This is a genomic window from Epilithonimonas sp. UC225_85 (assembly GCF_042695135.1).
Taxonomy (GTDB): Bacteria; Bacteroidota; Bacteroidia; order Flavobacteriales; family Weeksellaceae; genus Epilithonimonas.
This window is the reverse complement of record NZ_CP170547.1, coordinates 1849858-1868037: the sequence shown is the minus strand read 5'-3', so window position 1 is coordinate 1868037 and position 18180 is coordinate 1849858. Positions and strand designations below refer to the sequence as shown.

18 protein-coding genes are annotated in these 18180 nt (G+C 35.3%); 11 read left to right on the top strand and 7 right to left on the bottom strand.

Going from position 1 to position 18180, the window contains the following annotated elements:
• Positions 1-5: 5 nt before the first annotated feature.
• The 5 genes from ACFJGY_RS08745 to ACFJGY_RS08725 all read right to left on the bottom strand — a co-directional run bounded on the left by ACFJGY_RS08745 (position 6) and on the right by ACFJGY_RS08725 (position 6053).
• A complete protein-coding gene (locus ACFJGY_RS08745) occupies positions 6-1145 on the bottom strand; it encodes a tyrosine-type recombinase/integrase (RefSeq protein ID WP_379962972.1) in 1140 nt (379 codons plus the stop codon).
• A gap of 937 nt (positions 1146-2082) precedes the next feature.
• Positions 2083-2448, bottom strand: coding sequence for a helix-turn-helix domain-containing protein (locus ACFJGY_RS08740; protein ID WP_379962970.1), 366 nt, complete (start codon positions 2446-2448; stop codon positions 2083-2085).
• 260 nt (positions 2449-2708) lie between these two features.
• Positions 2709-4094 carry a tRNA uridine-5-carboxymethylaminomethyl(34) synthesis GTPase MnmE gene (gene mnmE, locus ACFJGY_RS08735; protein WP_379962968.1) on the bottom strand — a complete coding sequence of 462 codons (1386 nt, stop codon included), beginning with the start codon at positions 4092-4094 and terminating at the stop codon, positions 2709-2711.
• Between the two features lie 242 nt (positions 4095-4336).
• Positions 4337-4873 carry a hypothetical protein gene (locus tag ACFJGY_RS08730; RefSeq protein WP_379962966.1) on the bottom strand — a complete coding sequence of 179 codons (537 nt, stop codon included), beginning with the start codon at positions 4871-4873 and terminating at the stop codon, positions 4337-4339.
• Between the two features lies 1 nt (position 4874).
• Positions 4875-6053 carry a hypothetical protein gene (locus ACFJGY_RS08725; protein WP_379962964.1) on the bottom strand — a complete coding sequence of 393 codons (1179 nt, stop codon included), beginning with the start codon at positions 6051-6053 and terminating at the stop codon, positions 4875-4877.
• A 237-nt stretch (positions 6054-6290) separates the two neighbouring features.
• Here ACFJGY_RS08725 and tyrS point away from each other — a divergent pair, with 237 nt between their 5' ends.
• Together tyrS and ACFJGY_RS08715 are read left to right on the top strand one after the other, a co-directional pair.
• A complete protein-coding gene (tyrS, locus tag ACFJGY_RS08720) occupies positions 6291-7586 on the top strand; it encodes a tyrosine--tRNA ligase (RefSeq protein ID WP_379962962.1) in 1296 nt (431 codons plus the stop codon).
• Positions 7587-7646: 60 nt separating this feature from the next.
• Positions 7647-8285 (top strand): alpha/beta hydrolase, encoded by a 639-nt coding sequence (locus ACFJGY_RS08715; RefSeq protein ID WP_379962960.1) that lies wholly within the window; start codon positions 7647-7649, stop codon positions 8283-8285.
• Positions 8286-8399: 114 nt separating this feature from the next.
• Here the strand turns inward: ACFJGY_RS08715 and ACFJGY_RS08710 are convergent, their stop codons facing one another.
• The gene (locus tag ACFJGY_RS08710) at positions 8400-9698 is read right to left on the bottom strand and encodes an aminopeptidase P family protein (protein WP_379962958.1); all 1299 of its coding nucleotides are present in this window, start codon (positions 9696-9698) and stop codon (positions 8400-8402) included.
• 180 nt (positions 9699-9878) lie between these two features.
• Here ACFJGY_RS08710 and ACFJGY_RS08705 point away from each other — a divergent pair, with 180 nt between their 5' ends.
• From ACFJGY_RS08705 to ACFJGY_RS08665, 9 genes are all read left to right on the top strand, one after another.
• Positions 9879-10850 carry a prolyl oligopeptidase family serine peptidase gene (locus ACFJGY_RS08705; RefSeq protein ID WP_379962956.1) on the top strand — a complete coding sequence of 324 codons (972 nt, stop codon included), beginning with the start codon at positions 9879-9881 and terminating at the stop codon, positions 10848-10850.
• Positions 10840-11355 (top strand): hypothetical protein, encoded by a 516-nt coding sequence (locus ACFJGY_RS08700; RefSeq protein ID WP_379962954.1) that lies wholly within the window; start codon positions 10840-10842, stop codon positions 11353-11355. Before ACFJGY_RS08705 ends, ACFJGY_RS08700 begins: the two co-directional genes overlap by 11 nt.
• The gene (locus ACFJGY_RS08695; RefSeq protein WP_379962952.1) at positions 11352-11993 is read left to right on the top strand and encodes an alpha/beta hydrolase; all 642 of its coding nucleotides are present in this window, start codon (positions 11352-11354) and stop codon (positions 11991-11993) included. The genes ACFJGY_RS08700 and ACFJGY_RS08695 overlap by 4 nt, the downstream gene beginning before the upstream one ends.
• Positions 11994-12391: 398 nt before the next feature.
• Positions 12392-12751, top strand: coding sequence for a 30S ribosome-binding factor RbfA (gene rbfA / locus ACFJGY_RS08690; protein WP_379962950.1), 360 nt, complete (start codon positions 12392-12394; stop codon positions 12749-12751).
• 12 nt (positions 12752-12763) lie between these two features.
• A complete protein-coding gene (locus tag ACFJGY_RS08685; RefSeq protein ID WP_379962948.1) occupies positions 12764-13966 on the top strand; it encodes an ABC transporter permease in 1203 nt (400 codons plus the stop codon).
• A gap of 161 nt (positions 13967-14127) precedes the next feature.
• Positions 14128-15204, top strand: a complete 1077-nt coding sequence (locus tag ACFJGY_RS08680) for an endonuclease (RefSeq protein ID WP_379962946.1) — start codon at positions 14128-14130, stop codon at positions 15202-15204.
• A 205-nt stretch (positions 15205-15409) separates the two neighbouring features.
• Complete coding sequence (locus ACFJGY_RS08675) at positions 15410-16474, top strand: endonuclease (protein ID WP_379962944.1); 1065 nt, start codon at positions 15410-15412, stop codon at positions 16472-16474.
• A gap of 86 nt (positions 16475-16560) precedes the next feature.
• The gene (locus ACFJGY_RS08670; RefSeq protein ID WP_379962942.1) at positions 16561-17226 is read left to right on the top strand and encodes a GDSL-type esterase/lipase family protein; all 666 of its coding nucleotides are present in this window, start codon (positions 16561-16563) and stop codon (positions 17224-17226) included.
• Between the two features lie 116 nt (positions 17227-17342).
• Positions 17343-17495, top strand: a complete 153-nt coding sequence (locus ACFJGY_RS08665) for a hypothetical protein (RefSeq protein WP_379962940.1) — start codon at positions 17343-17345, stop codon at positions 17493-17495.
• On the opposite strand, the gene ACFJGY_RS08660 is transcribed toward ACFJGY_RS08665, so the two are convergent.
• A complete protein-coding gene (locus ACFJGY_RS08660) occupies positions 17488-18132 on the bottom strand; it encodes a J domain-containing protein (protein WP_379962938.1) in 645 nt (214 codons plus the stop codon). The two genes, ACFJGY_RS08665 and ACFJGY_RS08660, sit on opposite strands and share 8 nt — an antisense overlap.
• Positions 18133-18180: the final 48 nt, after the last annotated feature.

Sequence of the window (18180 nt, the reverse complement as noted above, 5' to 3'; positions counted from 1 at the left end):
TTTATCTACAAATATAAATCAGGAATTTTAGATACAGCATCGATCTTCTTCTTATCTATTACTTTCGTATAGATTTCTGTTGTTTTCAGATTTCGATGTCCTAACAATTTACTAACCGTATAAATATCTGTATTCATCGTTAGTTGTAGTGTAGCAAAAGTATGTCGTGAACTGTGATAAGTGATGTGTTTATCAATTCCAGCTTCTTTTACCCATTTGTGTAATTTTTTGTTGTGGTACGCACTATACGTTAAATTCTCAAACAACAACACATCATCATCTTTCCTTTCACCAATAAGTTTTACAGCTTGTTCACTTATCGGAAGATTCTCCACTCCTTTAGTTTTCTGTTGTGTATATTTTAATATCCAACCATTTTCAGAATCGTAGTAGAGATTTTTCCACTTCAAAGATTTTACGTCAGAAAATCTCAATCCGGTGAGTGAACTGAAAATGAATGATTGTTTCAAAATTGGTACTTCACATTCAGTTTTTACTAATTTTTGTAATTCTTCCAAAGTGAGGTATTCTCTGTTGGTTTCTTTCTCCTTTATCGTCTTAACTCTTAGTATCGGATTGTCAGAAATCATTTTATTTCTATACGCTTCTTTCAAAGCTGTTCTAACCTTATTGAAGTACGACAACGCAGTATTCTGTGATAATCTTCCTCCGTTGTTAGATATTTTTTCTTTCAAAAGATATTCCTTAAAATTATCCAAAAATGTTTCATCTATTTTGGAAATCTGAATATCTACTCCTTTACAAAAAATGGTTAGATGTTTCAAAGTACTAAACCAATTTCCGTACGTTCCCTCCGTATCATATCTTTTTTCAACCAATTCATTAAAGTAGTTCAGAAATCCAATCTTACCGCTTAGACTACTTACAAATCCGTGTTTTCTCGAATTAAACTCTAATACCTTTTGAGCTTTTATAGATTCAGCAAGTTGTAATGTTTCTTTATTGTGGTCTTTCTCAATTATCGTTTTCGGTTTATCATAGATATAAAGTTTCAAGAACTCATAACTTCTTTTTTGGGTTGAACTATCGTGGAACATCAAAAACAAACTATTCATTTTTACCCGTCCTTTTTCAATACTTTTTTTACTGAGTTTCCCCTCTCTGACTTTTAAATAAATTTTCATTTTTCTTAGGTTTTGTTACTAATTGTGATGTAACATTCCCCTTAACTCCCATCGGAGACAACAGTAAACGTGTGGTATTAACCTAATTACATTGTTTTAAAATTTCTAAGTTTACTTTCTCTATGTGAAACTAACCACATTCTTACAGCAGTTAAGTAGTAGTAGTCTGCATCAGTTATTCACCTAATTTTTAACAAAAAAAATCCAAACATTTCTGTTCGGATTCTCTTTACTTTATTAAAAACTTCGACTCCCTCAATTGTAAAGTGGTGTAAAGTCCTTCCTTTTATTTTGAAAATACAACTACTGTTTTTAAAAAAGTTCTACATCGTAAATTTTATTTCATTACAAATTCATCAATTTTGATATTAAAATCAATCTAACATCCATTTCCGTTTGTTCTATAGTATCATTTGATACTATCATCATCGTAAAATTTTGAAAATCAACTACAAAATTTCAAACCTCACAGCAGAAATCTCCTCTTCGGTTTGAAATTTCCTCCTTAATTTTCGTTCTTCTTTTGATATTTTCTGATTTTTCGGTTGATTTACTTTATTTCTCCTCTTAATTTACTACTGTTTTAAATGATTTTACTCCACTACTAATTTTTACTACTACTATTACTACTAAATATCCTTATTACTTTTCTCTACTACTACATAAATATATCCTCATATATTATATATAATATATATACTTATATAATATATTCATATTCAATGGTATATAAGTATATAAGCATCAACGAAAAAATTTAGTAAAGGGAAATAAGAAATAACTACTATTAAGAAAATAACACTTAAAAACACCATTAACGATTTTAAAGAAGTTACAACAATTTTAATTCTTAAATCTGTATTGTTCCATTGAAAATTGTTTAAAACCGATTTTTGGATTTAATACAAAGGAAATTTTGAATGTTTGATGATTAATCTCAACGGAAATTATTTAATTCAGATTTCAAAAGAAAATGTTTCTTACCAACACGGATTGTTTTTAAATCTCCGTTTTTAATCAGTTTTCTGATTGTAGATTCAGAGATATTCATCAACAAACAAACTTCTTTTATAGTAAGATATGTTTTCTTCTGAACATTTTCAATAGAAACCACTTTAAGTTGTTTGAGTTTTACCTCTGTTTGAAATTCCTCTTTTGATTTTTGGAGTTTTTCATCCTTAACTTTCTTCTTATAATCCTTTTGATTACATCTGTGAGTACAATACTTTGTAGAGAATGTTTTAGCGATGAATTTCTCTTTGCAGAAGATACAAATCTTCTCAATCCTAATGTTACTGCTCATTTGATACTTTCCGATTTTCTATATGTTAATAATCTCTCCCTGTATTTAGCGGTATTTGCGTGTATCTACGATTATTTACCGTTTAAATTTCTCTTAGAGTATCCTAAAATTCATTTTTTTAGAGATTAAAAACAACGGAGTATCACATTTAGTGGTATAAAATATGTCAACAAATGTCAGAAAATGTCACTTAACACTTTCTGATTTTCCTTTATTAATGCGGGTTGTATAGTTGTATTATGGTGTTTAGAAAATGGCGATTACTTCCCGATACAAAACTTAGAAAAAATATTCCCCAAAACTTCATCATTGCTAAACTCACCAGATATCTCACCAAGATACTCCAAAGCATTTCTAAGTTCATAGGCCAAAAGCTCGGTTGTGATCTGAGAGGAGACCGCCTCTTCCACTCTCTGCACAGAATCCAATGATTTCTTCAAAGCTTCGAAATGACGTTGATTGGTGATGATCACATTATTTTCTTCTGATTTCAAATGCTCAACAAACGAGGATAATTCATTTTTAAGATCCTGAATATTCTGATTCTCAACCGCTGAGATTTTTATAAAGTCAAAGTCAGAATTGATTTCATCTCGGAAGGCTTTTTCCACAAGTTCATATTTTGTTGGCAGCACTTCATCTATTTTCGTCGCACAGATGATCAATTTAAGGTCGTCCCTCAACAACGGTTTCAAAATCTCAAAATCTTCCGAGAAATCCTCTGTTGCCGCATCTGCCAAATAAATTAAAATATCAGCAGAATCTACTTTTTCTTTGGCTTTTTTTACACCTATTGCTTCAATCTCGTCTGCAGTTTCGCGTAATCCTGCTGTATCGATCAAACGGAAAGCATTACCTTTTATGTGCAGAATTTCTTCAATTGTATCTCTCGTAGTTCCGGCAATATTGCTCACAATTGCTCTTTCTTCCTTCAGCAAAGCATTTAGCAAAGTCGATTTTCCAGCATTTGGCTTACCAATAATCGCAACGGCAGTCCCGTTTTTGATGGCATTTCCATATTGGAAACTCTCAATCAATGAACTTAATTTTAATTCAATTTTATTAAGCAATTGGTTCAAAGCCGTTCTGTCCGCAAATTCCACATCTTCTTCTGCAAAATCCAGCTCCAATTCTATTAATGAAGTAAAATTCAAAAGATCATTTCTAAGAATTGAGATCTCCTGAGAAATTCCTCCTTTCAACTGATTAAGAGCCACTTTTCTGGATGCTTCATTATCGGATGCAATCAGGTCTGCGATGGATTCTGCCTGCGAAAGATCTATTCTTCCGTTCATAAAAGCACGCATCGTAAATTCCCCGGCTTTTGCCATTCTCGCACCATTCTGGATAAGAACTTCCAGAATTCTTTTAGCAATATAAGGCGAGCCGTGAAAAGAAATCTCCACAGAATTTTCCGTTGTGAAAGTCCTTGGAGCGTGGAAAACAGAAAGCATTACTTCATCAATCACTTCATTTTCATCTTTGATGAAGCCGTAATGAACAGTGTGAGAATCAACCTTTTCCAGGTTTTTTCCCTCAAAAATTTTGTTCACGATTTGAAAAGATTGCGCCCCGGAAACCCTGATTATTCCGATTGCGCCTATTCCGTTTGCCGTTGCCAATGCGCAGATTGTATCCTGATTCATAATACAAAGTTACGTGTTTTTCGTCAATTTTCAGAAGCCGGGAACCTGCTGTCCGTTACAATCTTTTGCCTCGTCTTTTGGGACGAGACAAAAGGATTTCCACTACCATCAGGGCTAAGTGTTTGCAGATATTTACAAATGACACCCAAGTTTAACTTGAATATAAATTTTAATTAAAATAAAAAATCAGACCTTAAAAAGGTCTGATACATTATAATTATACTATTATAAAAAATACAATATCAATACGACCAAAAACTCCACTGTTCTCCGTTATAGACGGCCAGAGTTTTGATTCCTCCATTGTTGATCATTGCCATAGTTCCCGGAGCCGGATTTACAATATTCTGATAAGATGATATGATCGGTAAAACCATTGCCTTTGTCGTAGATTCTAAAACCAAAATACCGTCTGCGGAAGAAGTGCTGCTCCCGATAATGACTTTTGCGTTGGCATTCTCTTTCGAAGTCGGCTGGATTCCCAAATAGGAAGAAACATTGGAAGGAAGAACGGTTAAATCTATCCAGGTTGTTCCGTTGTAATATTTTACTTTCGCAGCCGTTGGTGTAGAAGCATCCAAAATGATACTTCCGGGAGTTGTGATCGCGGATTTGTCGGTAACATAAGGGAGAATAAGTCCTCTGTTTCCTGCATTGGAAAACTCCATCAAAACAGATGTTTTATCGGATGCTGTTCCTACAGCATCGCCAAAAATAACCTGTGCTGAAAAATTACTTTTTAAAAATATAAAAATTGATAATACTAAGATTTTTTTCATTTTATGGACAAGTTTTTTTGTTATAACATTTCCAGCCGATTGTAGAATTTACATAAACTTTGAGACAGTTTTCTGTTGTGTCATAAACCAGCATTCCTTCCACAGGATTCGTGATATTAGCCAAACCTGCAGTAGTATGTCTGGTAGGAATAAATGGTTTTTTATTAGATTCCAAAGCAAGAAATCCGCCTTTCCGCACCATTGGCCAGTTATCTGTTGATGTCTCCGAACCGGCTCTGCCAAGAGATGTTATTCCTGATTTTGTATCAAGTGCCGTTCCTGTCGTTACAGCATTTTCCAAACAATACATAGACATAGAATTGGTACTGTAAGCAGAAAAAGCAACATCACTGTCTCCGGATAATACCTGCACAAATTTGAGAGCAGATGTATAATTGGACAACGTGATGCCAAAGTCACTTAGTTTGAAAGTCAAAACACGGATATCTCTGGTAGTCCCGGAAAATCCGCTTCCACTATTGTAGTTATGGGGACAGTTTCCGGCAAAATAAAAACTCCACAAAGCCGTTCCTGATGGTGTAATGGTAGAAAAGTTAACATCTTTCTGAACGCCGACGGTGTTTCCGGCAGCATCAGTAAATTTAAAGACATCAAAGTTCGTACTTGGCGCACCCACCTGAGTGACGATTATATCCGGAATATTATCATCTATACATGTTGGATTAATATCTGCCAATACATTCACAAAGAATGTCAGATTCTGTGTAGGAATATTAAACACGGCGGTACTTAGATCCAAACCATTGAGACCGTCTCTAAGATAATATCCCAAAGATGTATCACAGCTGAGTGACGGTTTGTTTGTCTGATCCTGGAGTACCCCATTTACATATCTTGGAATACCGATCAGAAAGTTTGTAGAGGTACTTGTAACACTGAAAGCCGTAGGAAAAGCCCTGTAGTTTTCGTTTACAAAACTCACCCCGTGGGATGTTAAAGCCGCATTGTTGACTCCGGTAGCATAATTTGTCCCTCCAACATTAAATCCAATTAAATTATTGGTATCCTGCGCAGTAACATAAGTAGCTGTATTATTTTGAGAAGTCCAGTAACCACTATAATCACCATAGATTATATTTGGTCTTACCTGGGAATTAAAAAAACAGCTTGAAAAAAAAGAGATTAGAAAAAATACATTTGCATTTAAAATCCTGTTCATTGTTAAAATTTTTTACCTGGTCTACATCCTCATCTTTATTGTGTTTTTACAAACATAATAAAAAACTGATTAAAATTATACAAAATCAATCATAATATGATATTAATCATTTTATTATTATAATAATGAATATTTGTTATGTAAATCATAATATAAAATATCTCAACAGTAATTTTTAAGACCACAAATAAAGTCCAATTACTTATTCTTATCTTTGCACGAAAATTTTTTAAGACAATGAATGCATTTATAGAAGAACTGAAATGGCGCGGACTTTTTTCTGATATGACGCCGGGAACGGAAGAACAACTGGATAAAGAATTGACCAAAGCCTATATCGGATTTGATCCGACAGCGGACTCTTTGCATATCGGAAGTCTGATCCAGATCAAGATTCTTGCTCATTTCCAACAGCACGGACACCAACCGATTGCTTTGGTCGGCGGCGCCACAGGAATGATTGGTGATCCTTCCGGAAAATCTGCAGAGCGTAATCTTCTCAGCGAAGAAACATTACTCTATTATGTAGATTGTCTTAAAAATCAATTATCAAGATTTTTGGAATTTGACGGTGATGGAGATAATAAAGCGATTCTTGTCAATAACTATGAGTGGATGAAAGACTTCACGTTTCTTGATTTTGCAAAAAACATCGGAAAGCACATCACCGTGAATTATATGATGGCAAAGGATTCTGTAAAAAACAGACTATCCGGAAAAGAAGGTGTGGACGGAATGAGTTTTACAGAGTTCACTTACCAGCTTTTACAAGGCTATGATTACCTTCATCTTTACCAAAACGAAGGCGTGAAACTACAAATGGGCGGATCCGACCAGTGGGGAAATATTACAACAGGAACGGAATTGATCAGAAGAAAAGCCCGTGGAGAAGCTTTTGCACTAACAGTTCCATTGATCACAAAAGCAGACGGATCCAAATTCGGGAAGTCTGAAAGTGGAGAGAATTATTGGTTGGATGCCAAGAAAACTTCGCCTTACAAATTCTACCAATTCTGGCTGAATGCAACTGATACTGATGCAGAAAGATTCATCAAATTCTACACTTTCCTTCCAAAAGAAGAAATTGAAAGTCTTCTGGAAGAGCACAGAACTGCTGCTCACGAAAGAAAACTTCAGAAAAAATTAGCAGAAGAAGTAACAATCTGGGTTCACGGAAAAGAAGAATATGAAAAAGCGTTAACAGCTTCCCAAATCCTTTTCGGACAGTCAACTGCGGAAGATCTTGTGAGTCTGAACGAGGAATTATTTCTTCAGGTTTTTGATGGCGTTCCTCAAAAAGAATTGTCCAAATCAGACGTTATCGAAAGCAATATCGTCGATTTGATTTCAGAAAAAACAGGATTTTTAAAATCAAAAGGAGAAGCAAAAAGAGAACTTGCAGGAAACTCAATTTCTATTAATAAAACCAAAGTCGACGAAGACTATTCGGTTTCTGAAAGTGATCTGATCGACGGGAAATTCTTATTAATCCAAAAAGGGAAAAAGAATTATTTCATCGTCTCAGTAATTTAAAATAATTAATGAAAATACATTGTACTTTTTACATTATACAATTGTACAAAATTTTAAAATATGGATTTACAATATCTCGTAAGAGAACCTCAAAATATCACACCGGAAACACCAATTCTGTTTCTGATTCACGGTTATGGAAGTAATGAGCAGGATCTTTTCAGCTTTGTCCCGACTCTGCCGGAAAATTGGCTGGTCGTGAGTTTTCGCGCTCCAAGAGATGCAAATAATGGCGGATATGCCTGGTTTGATATCGATTTTATGAGTGAAGAGAATTTCCTTGACGAGCCTCAGGCGGAAGAAGCTGTGAAGCAAGTTTTGGAGAATATTCTGAAAGTCTCCAACCATTATGGATTGACGAACAATAAAACGCATCTTTGCGGTTTCAGCCAAGGCGGAATGATTGGTTATTCCCTGGCTTTGCATTATCCCGAATTGTTTTCTAAAGTGGCTCTTCTAAGCACTTTCCCGGAAGACAGACTTTTGAAAAACATTGTGAAGGACAAGAAAAAACTGGAGCATTTGAGATTCTTTATTTCGCACGGAACAGACGACGCTGCAATTCCTCTGGAATGGGCAAAAAAAGGTGCTGAACTGCTTTATGACCTCAGTGCTTATTTTTCTTTCAGAGAATATATGGCCGGACACGGCGTGAATCAGAAAAACTATATGGATCTGATGGAATTCTTCAAAAAATAATCTGATTTAATAAAACAAAAATCCCGATCAATAATTAAATGATCGGGATTTTTTTATATGAAATTTTATAGTTGAATTTATCTAAATTCTAACATCTAAACTATAATTTCTACTTTAAGAATTCATTAAGTCTTCAATCTCCTCAACCGTAATCGGAATATTTGCCATTAAGTTGAAAGGCAATCCGGAAGCTTGGATTACATAATCGTCCTCAATTCTCACGCCGAAACCTTCTGCCGGAATATAGAAACCTGGCTCGTTTGTGAAAACCATATTTTCTACAAAATCATCAGTTAGGATTCCGTAATCGTGCGTGTCCAATCCCATATGGTGAGACGTTCCGTGCATCATAAATTTTTTATAAGCCGGCCATTTTGGATCTTCGTTCTGGACGTCAGCCTTGTCAATTAATCCTAACTGAAGCAATTCTGAGGTATAAAGCTCGCCCATTTCTTTGTGGAATCTGTGCCAGTTATTTCCGGCAACCAAACGCTGTTCTGCCTCTACTTTACAACGTAAAACAGAGTTATAAACTTCTTTTTGTCTGTCGGAATATCTGCCGTTTACAGGAATCGTTCTGGTCAAATCACTTGAATAATTCGCATATTCTGCACCAACATCCAGAAGAATTACATCACCATCTTTACATTGCTGATTATTTGCAATATAATGCAGAACATTGGCGTTATTTCCGCTTGCTATGATTGGTGTGTAAGCAAATCCTTTACTTCTGTTTTTCACGAATTCGTGAATCAATTCTGCTTCGATTTCGTATTCCCAAACATTTGGTTTGATGAAACTTAGCAACCTTCTAATGCCTTTTTCGGTGATATTACAGGCGTTTTGGATTAATGCTAATTCTTTCGGTTCCTTGATACTTCTCAAACGCTGAAGAATCGGATTACTTCTTTTATAATTGTGCATCGGAAAATCGGATTTAATTTTTTTGATAAATCGATCTTCGCGAGTTTCGGTTTCTACAGAACTTCTGTAATGTTCATTTTTGTTAAGGTAAACATTTTCTGCTTCGTACATTAACGTTTTGAAGATCTTATCAAAATCACTTAGCCAATAGACAGTTTTTATTCCTGAAGTTTCAAAAGCCTGCTCTTTAGACAGCTTTTCGCCTTCCCAGACTGCAATATGATCATTGGTTTCTCTCAAAAATAAGATTTCACGGTTCTCTTCCAGATAAGCATCAGGAAAAATCAACAAAATACTTTCTTCCTGATCTACGCCGCTCAGATAAAAAATATCACGATGCTGCTGAAAAGGCATTGTAGAATCTGCGCTGATAGGATAAATATCATTGGAATTGAAAACCGCTAAAGATTTTGGCAACAGTTTTTCGGCAAACTTCTTTCTGTTTTTTACGAATAGAGAACTTGGGATTTGTTCGTATTTTGTAGTCATTTTAAATTTGATTTTAATTAAATATCTCTTCTTTCAAAATGAGAAAAGATAAAAAGTGTCCCAAATTTACAAAACCTAAAAAGATTAAATTTAAATCCGGACTTAAATTTTTCATAAATTGTGATTTAACATAATATCGACCTTTTATTTTCATATATTTGAGTTCCCATAAGCCTTTAGATGAAAATCACTTATAAAATCATACTCGTTTTATCACTTATTGTACTAAGTATTTTAAGCTATAAAATCAGTTCGAAAAAAATAAAATCAGACATTGCATTACCAGAACCTAAGTTGGAATTTAATTTCTACAATGATATTGAATACAAAAAGGGGTCTTTGAAGCTGGACATCTATCAGCCAAAAACTCAGATTAAAGTAAAATCTCCTGTGGTGGTTTATATTCATGGCGGGCCTTGGGACAAAGGTGACAAAACAATGATCAGGAATAATTTCAGAGAATATATCCTCAAAGATCTGCTCGCTAATCATTACACAGTTATCAGTATCAATTATACGCTTCTTGATAAAAACACACATTTGGAAAAACCATTGCAGGACACAAAAGATGCTTTGAAATGGATACAGGAAAATGCTGAAAAATACAATCTCGATGCAGATAACATCGGAATATGGGGCGGTTCTGCCGGTGCTCACATTGCTCTTTTAACAGCTTATAATCAGGATAATAAAATATATCCGAATGTAAAATATGTGGTAGATTTTTATGGTCCAACAGATCTTAACGAGCTTTTCAAAACTGAAGCAAACTTCCTTGCTCTGGACTTTTTCAAAATCTATGCTCCTGAACGGTTTAAAATCAGACACGAAAAAATAAAAGAGTTGACAGGATTTGATATTAACACGAATAAAGCAGAAGTTGTCAAAAAATCTATCGAGTTTTCTCCTCTTACTTATATCACGAAATCTACCGTTCCAACTTTGATTTTTCATGGTACAGAAGATACAATCGTCAATTTTGCCCAATCTCAAAAACTGGAAGAAGCACTTAAGAAAAATAAAATTCCGCATCAGCTGCATACGGTTGAAAATGCAAAACATACTTTTGGAAACATAACCCTGAATGAAGCCAAAGATGTTTCCAAGAAAACTGTGGATTTTATAAAATCGCACACCACTTATGAAAATTAATTTCTTTGTTTTCAGAACATCATTTTCTATAATTTCTGTTTTGATATTTGCAATGATGAGCTCTCAGATTACATTTAAAATCATACATATTCCGGAGAATAGTCATCAAAATGCAAGACTTTTTCTAGCCTCAAATCTCAATGGATGGAAAGCTGATGACCCGAATTTTGAATTTAAGAAAAATACGGAAGGTTTCTATACATTGGTAATTCCTGATCAGACTCAAAAAATTGAATATAAAATTACACAAGGCAGCTGGGATTTTTCCGAAGCTGATAAAAATGGAAATCCGATCCAAAATCGGGTTTTAGAAAATGTTGATAAGTCAAATACTGTAGAAATACAAATCGGAGGTTGGAGTACGCCAAAAGAAAAAAAGCATACGATAGCTTCTAACGTCAAAATATTGAGTGAAAATTTTACTATTCCCCAACTTAATACAACGCGAAAATCTGGATCTATCTCCCACCCGATTACGAAACTTCGAAGAAAAAATATCCCGTGATCTATATGCACGACGGACAAAATTTGTTTGATGATTTCACAAGTTTTTCCGGAGAATGGAGCGTGGATGAAACTCTGAATGAAATCTACAAAGAGACCGGAAAATCTGCCATCGTCATTGGGATTGAGAATGGCAATGAAAAACGCCTGGCAGAATATTCGCCGTGGAATAATGAAAAATACAAAACAAAGGGAGAAGGCGATCTGTACGTAGAATTTCTTGCAAAAACACTGAAACCATACATTGACAAAACTTATAGAACTCAGAAACAACCAGCGAAAACAATCATTCTTGGAAGCTCGATGGGCGGTTTGATATCGCTTTACGCTGCTGCAAAATATCCGAATGTTTTCGGAAAATCGGGGATTTTCAGCCCGGCATTTTGGTTTGTTTCCAATGATCTGAAAATGTATCTAAATATTAACAAAAACAATCTCAAGAATTCCAGATTCTATTTTGTAGCAGGGAAAAATGAAGATGAAACGATGGTTCCGGAAATTGAAAACATAGATCAATTATTAAAAGAAAAATCGGTTCCTGAAAAGAATATCGTTGTAAAAATAGACGAAGACGGAACACACTCCGAAAGTTACTGGAAATGGGAATTGAAGGCAAGTCTGATCTGGTTAATGCAGTAATATTTTTATCGCAAAGGCGCTAAATATTTTTGATTTTAATGCTTTAAAAGCCAATAAGCTGAGCGTTCTGTAATTATAATTAATTGAATTTGACATATAATTTGCATTCCGTAGGCATCTAAACGAAGCTGTCGAGATTCCTACGGAATGACAAAATTGTGTTTTTATGCCGAAAGTTGTTTAACGTAGAATCTGCAGCCCGACTTGAGTGAAGCTCTTTTTTGCCATTGCGATCGCAGAAAATTTCAACAAATGACATCACTTCGTTCGCAATGACAAAAAAAGCGGGAACGGAAGGCGGAAAAGCTGTCCAAATAATTTAATATGTTGCAAGCGATCGAAGAACGTCAAGATGCTTTTCCTAAATTCAAAACAAAAACACTAAATTTGCAGCATTTATGGAAAGTAACAGACAAAGAAAAGTAGCGCAGATCATTCAGGAAGATATGGCAGAAATCTTCCGCAAACAGGCAGCAGAGAGCAAACAGAGCTTTATGGTATCGGTTTCTGATGTGAAGGTAACGCCGGATCTCAGCATCGCAAAAATATACCTTAGCATTTTCCCTGCAGAATTGCGCAAGCCGATTATGAAGGAAATCAATACCAATAATTCATTTTACCGCAATTATATCGGGCAAAAAATGTCTAAACAAGTGCGTATTATTCCTCAATTGGCCTTTTATATCGACACAAGTCTGGATGATGTAGAGCGCATCGAAAGAGAGCTGAAAGGCGAAGGCGACAATCCAATTCTTTAATTTCCCGAACTATTGAGAAATGCTTTTTACATAGCATCGCGATACCTTGTTTCAAAAAAAGGAAGTACGGCAGTTACGTTTATTACGTGGCTGGCAGCTTTTGCAATGGTGGCGGCTGTGGCTGCCATGTTCATTATCATTTCGGTTTTCTCCGGTCTGGAGGAACTTAACAAAGATATGATTGCCAATCTGCACGCGGATCTTACTATTAAAAGCAAAACAGGAAAAGTAATTCCCAATATTGATAAGATAGAAAATGCACTTCGTAAGAATGCTGATATTGCCAATTTTTCTAAAGTCATTGAGGAGAAAGTATATCTGGGATATAAAGACAATGGCGAAATTGCTTATCTGCGCGGTGTGGACTCTGTTTACACGCACGTGAATCCTATTAACGAAAGTATCTTTTACGGTAAATATCCCGAGTTCAAATATAACAATGAGGTTATTATGGAAAACGGTCTGGACAACAGACTATCTCTTCCTGTAAACTCCAGCCAGGACTTTGCAACGATCCTGATGCCTAAAGCAGGAAAAGGAATCATCCAGCAGGAAAATGATATTTTTAATAAAAAAGACATCTACGTCAGCGGAATTTTTCCGGGAAATGACCAGCTTGACAACTATATTATTGCACCTATAGAATTGGCTCAGGAACTTCTTGGACTTCCGAAAACGGCTTGTTATCAAATCGTTATTAAACTTAAAAATCCGGTCAATTCAGATTTTATTAAAGCTAATCTGACAAAAGAATTCGGAGATAAGATTATAGTCAATACCAAATCTGAAGAAAATGCAGCGTTCTGGAAAATGATCAACACAGAAAAACTGATGATCTATCTGATCTTCGGGCTGGTAATCTTTATTACAACTTTTAATCTGGCTGGCGCAATTACGATTCTTCAGCTTGATAAAAAAGATCAGGCAAAGGCTTTGATAGCATTGGGATTCAGTAAAAAAGATCTGCGATTGACTTACTTTTTCACAGGATTATTGATTGTATTTTTCGGGATTGTTTGCGGGCTTTTGATTGGCTCGGCCATTTGTTTTACACAGATCAATACCGGTTTTTTCAAAGCGAGTGAGAATCTGGCTTTCCCTGTGAAAATTGAAAGTTTCAATTACATAATTGTTTCTGCAGTTGCACTATTTTTTGGACTTATTATTTCTGTTCTTTTTTCTAAAATCAACAAAAGATATCTTGTTGAGAAATAATAAGTTTAAGAATTTTCGATTATGAATTCTAAGTTTTTACCGAAGATCTGTCTGAAATTAAATTAACAAAAAATTACATCATCTTAAATTTTACTTAAAATATATATTTACAATTAAAAATTTAGAATTTTAAATTTAACTTTACGCCCTAATTTTTTGAAATGAAAAAATCTATCCTTATTTTATTTGTTGGATTATTTGGCATCACGAGTGCACAGATACCAACAGGTTATTATGACAGTGCGGCCGGACTTACCGGATTTGCATTGAAAACAAAACTTGGTGAGATCATCACCGCAGGTTATGTAACCAAAAGTTATGATAATCTTTACAACGGTTATCCAACAACCGATACTGACAAATTCTATGAAAATGATGGAACCGTTCTTGACATCTACTCTGAAAACCCAACAGGAACAGATCCTTACAACTACACACACGGTGTAAAAAAATGTGGAAACTATTCTGTAGAAGGCGATTGCTACAACAGAGAGCACTCTATCCCACAAAGTCTTTTTAACGAAGCAAGCCCAATGGTTTCTGACATCCAGCATATCTTGCCAACCGACGGTAAAGTGAACGGAATGAGAAGCAACTATCCTTATGGCAAAGTAACCAGTCCTTCCTGGACTTCTAAAAACGGATCAAAAGTAGGGTCTAATACATCGCCTGGCTATTCTGGTACTGTTTTCGAACCGATCAATGAGTTCAAAGGTGATGTTGCAAGAGTTCTTTTATATTTCGTTACAAGATATCAGACAAAATTATCAGGTTTTGACAGTGGAAACATTCTTAACACAAGCAATGTGAATAAAGGTCTTACAGATTGGGAACTAAATCTTATGCTGCTTTGGAATCAGCAGGATCCGGTTTCTGAGAGAGAAATTGCAAGAAACAATGCTGCTTACACTTATCAGAAAAACAGAAATCCTTTCATCGATCACCCGGAATGGGTTACTACAATATGGGGCGTTTCTCCGCTAGCTGTAGATGATGCCTCTTTTTCTAAAAACCTCAGCATTGCTCCAAACCCTGTAAAAGGTAATGTAATCAGTGTAACTGGTGACAAGGATCTGAAGAAATTCAACAAAGCAATGATTTACAATATGGTTGGACAAAACGTTCAAACGATCGAAAATCCTTTCCAAAACGGGAATACTATTACTTTAAACAACTTACCAAAAGGTGTTTATATCCTGAAAACAGGAGAATTAAACACTAAGTTTATTATTGAGTAATATAAAGTAATTAATAGAAATTTATTATACTAAAAAGGTAGGGATTATTCTCTGCCTTTTTTTTATTTACAATCATAACAACCTTAGTTTGAATTAATATCAGAGAAAAATATTTATTTATGAGTAATTATTAATCTCTATTGTTAAGAACTTAATACTTTGTTTTTTAATTTATTTAATACCTTTGGCGTCCTAATTTAATTTAATGAAAAAAATAATTTCTCTTTTTTCGATAAGCCTTTTCGGTTTAGGTCTGGCGCAGATTCCAACAGGATATTACGACGGAACAGCCGGACTTACTGGTTTTGCTTTGAAAACTAAAGTCAGTCAAATCATAACCAACGGTCATCAGGACAAAGGCTATAACTGGAATGTATTTGCATCTGCAGACAGAGACAAGTACTATGAGAATGATAACAGCGTTCTGGACGTCTATTCTGAAAATCCAACCGGTACAGATCCTTACAAATATACGATCGCAACCAACCAATGTGGTAATTACAGTGGTGAAGGTGTTTGCTACAACAGAGAACACACGATTCCAAAATCGACGTTCAATGATGCTACGCCAATGCACAATGATTACAATCACCTTTTGCCAACGGATGGTTATGTAAATGGCAAAAGAAGCAACTGGCCATACGGAGAAGTTGGTACAGCCAGCTGGACTTCCCAGAACGGATCCAAATTAGGAAGCAGTAAACTTAACGGATATGCCGGAACTGTTTTTGAGCCAATCAATGAGTTCAAAGGTGATCTTGCAAGAATCTATTTCTATTTTGCAACAAGATATGAGAATCAGATCCAGAGCTTCACTTATGATATGTATGACGGAAGTAAAACCAAGGTTTTCGCAGAACCGTTCTTGTCCATGTTGTTAAGATGGAATCAGCAGGATCCTGTTTCTCAAAAAGAAATCGACAGAAATACTGCAGTTTACGCTTATCAGGGCAACAGAAATCCATTTATCGATCATCCGGAATGGGTAACGACAATCTGGGGAGCAGCACCGTTGGCTGTAGATGATGCCTCTTTCTCTAAAAACCTAAGCATTGCCCCGAATCCTGTAAAAGGAAATGTGATCTACGTGACAGGCGATAAAGATCTTAAGAAATTCAGCAAAGCGATGATTTACAATATGGTTGGTCAAAACGTACAAACGATTGAAAATCCTTTCCAAAACGGAAATACAATTACGATTAACAAATTACCAAAAGGAATTTATATCCTGAAAACAGGTGAATTGAACACAAAATTTATCGTAGACTAATACTCTTAACAAATTATAAAACTCAGAAAACAGTTGCTTCCGGCAGCTGTTTTTTTGTACCTTGAAGTTTCAAAATTTCAGAACTTATGAGACTTTACCGACATTTATTTAAACTTTTCTTTTTTGGTTTAATCCTTAATTCTCTCCTATTCTTCGCGCAGGAAAAACCTTACTGGAAAGAAATTCAGGAGTTCAAAAAAATCGATCAGACAAACGGAATCCCGAAAAAGCCGATTCTACTGGTTGGGAGTTCTTCTTTCACAAAATGGACCGATGTCAGCAACTATTTTCCCGGCAAAACCATCGTAAACCGTGCATTTGGCGGATCAAGATTACTGGATCTGAACAATTATACAGACGAACTTCTTGATCCTTACAAACCAAAACAGATCATCATTTACTGTGGCGAAAATGATGTTGCAATGGATAATCCAACAGCGGCAGAAGTTTTTGAAAGGTTCAAAACATTCTTTGGAAAGATCAGAGCAAAATACCCGAAAGTTCCTGTGGCTTATGTTTCAATTAAATATTCGCCAAGTCGTGAAAAGTTCTGGCCAATCGTAACACAAGTCAATACAATGATTGAGTCTTATCTTAAAACTCAGAAAAGAACAGATTATATTGACATTACCAAAGTGATGAATGATGCCGACGGAAAAGTGAGAACCGATATTTTCCTGGGTGATATGCTCCACATGAAACCGGAAGGTTACCAGCTTTGGGCAAAAGTAATGGCTCCATATCTTAAATAGTCTTCGAGAGCCTCAGCATGACAATTCTAATTTGTCGGTCTGAGGTTCTCGAAGACAATAAAAGTAATTTTTATTTTCTATTTGTAATTAGTCTAAATTACTTTATATTTGCAGATATGAATCAGCCAGTTATCGCATTTAGAATTGCACCGCTTGCACCAGCATTTGGAAATACAGAAGAGATGTATTGTGGAAAAAAGAATTGCTGTAAGAAATTCAAAAAAGGAAAACGCTGCAAAAAATGTCCTGGTCGCGCAAAGATCAGTTAAGCATCATCCAGATGATCATCGCAGCAATTGCTAAAAATATAAGTAGAGAAACCAGCCTTTTAGATTTGGTTTCTTTTTTTTGAGGTTTTTGGGAAGCTTCAGATGGATTATTTAATGAATCTTTTTGTTCAAAACCTGATTCTGCTGAAGACATCTCCGTAATTGTAATTCCCTGAACAACCGTTTTATGAAGAACCGTGTTGGTTGCATGAAGCAGGATCTGAAACTTCCCCTGAGAGTCAAATTCTTTGATTCTGATCGTTCTTTCTCCATTTGGTTTTTCCAATCCGAAAGGCACAATTTTCACAAGATCTGCATCATAAGTATTCCAGTAGATTGTGATCTCTTCATCTTTCTGAGCACGAATTTTACTGGCAGAGAAGTTATTGATTTTCGGAGGCAGGATGCTTTTCACGTTGCGTTGCTGGCTTCCGAGATTCTGGTCATATAGCCTTTTCCTATCAGGATTTGTGAGTGTTTCGTAAGCTTCCTTCACTTCTTTGAATCTGTCTGAAAAATAATTGTCATTCTCATTCTTGTCCGGATGGTATTTCAGAGACAATTTCCGATAGGCTTTTTTGATGTCTTCCGCAGAAGCATTTTGAGGAATCCCGAGAAAGTAATAATAATCCTTCACAAAACAAATTTAACGATTTAGCCGGTTTAAAAACAAAAAACGGAAAGC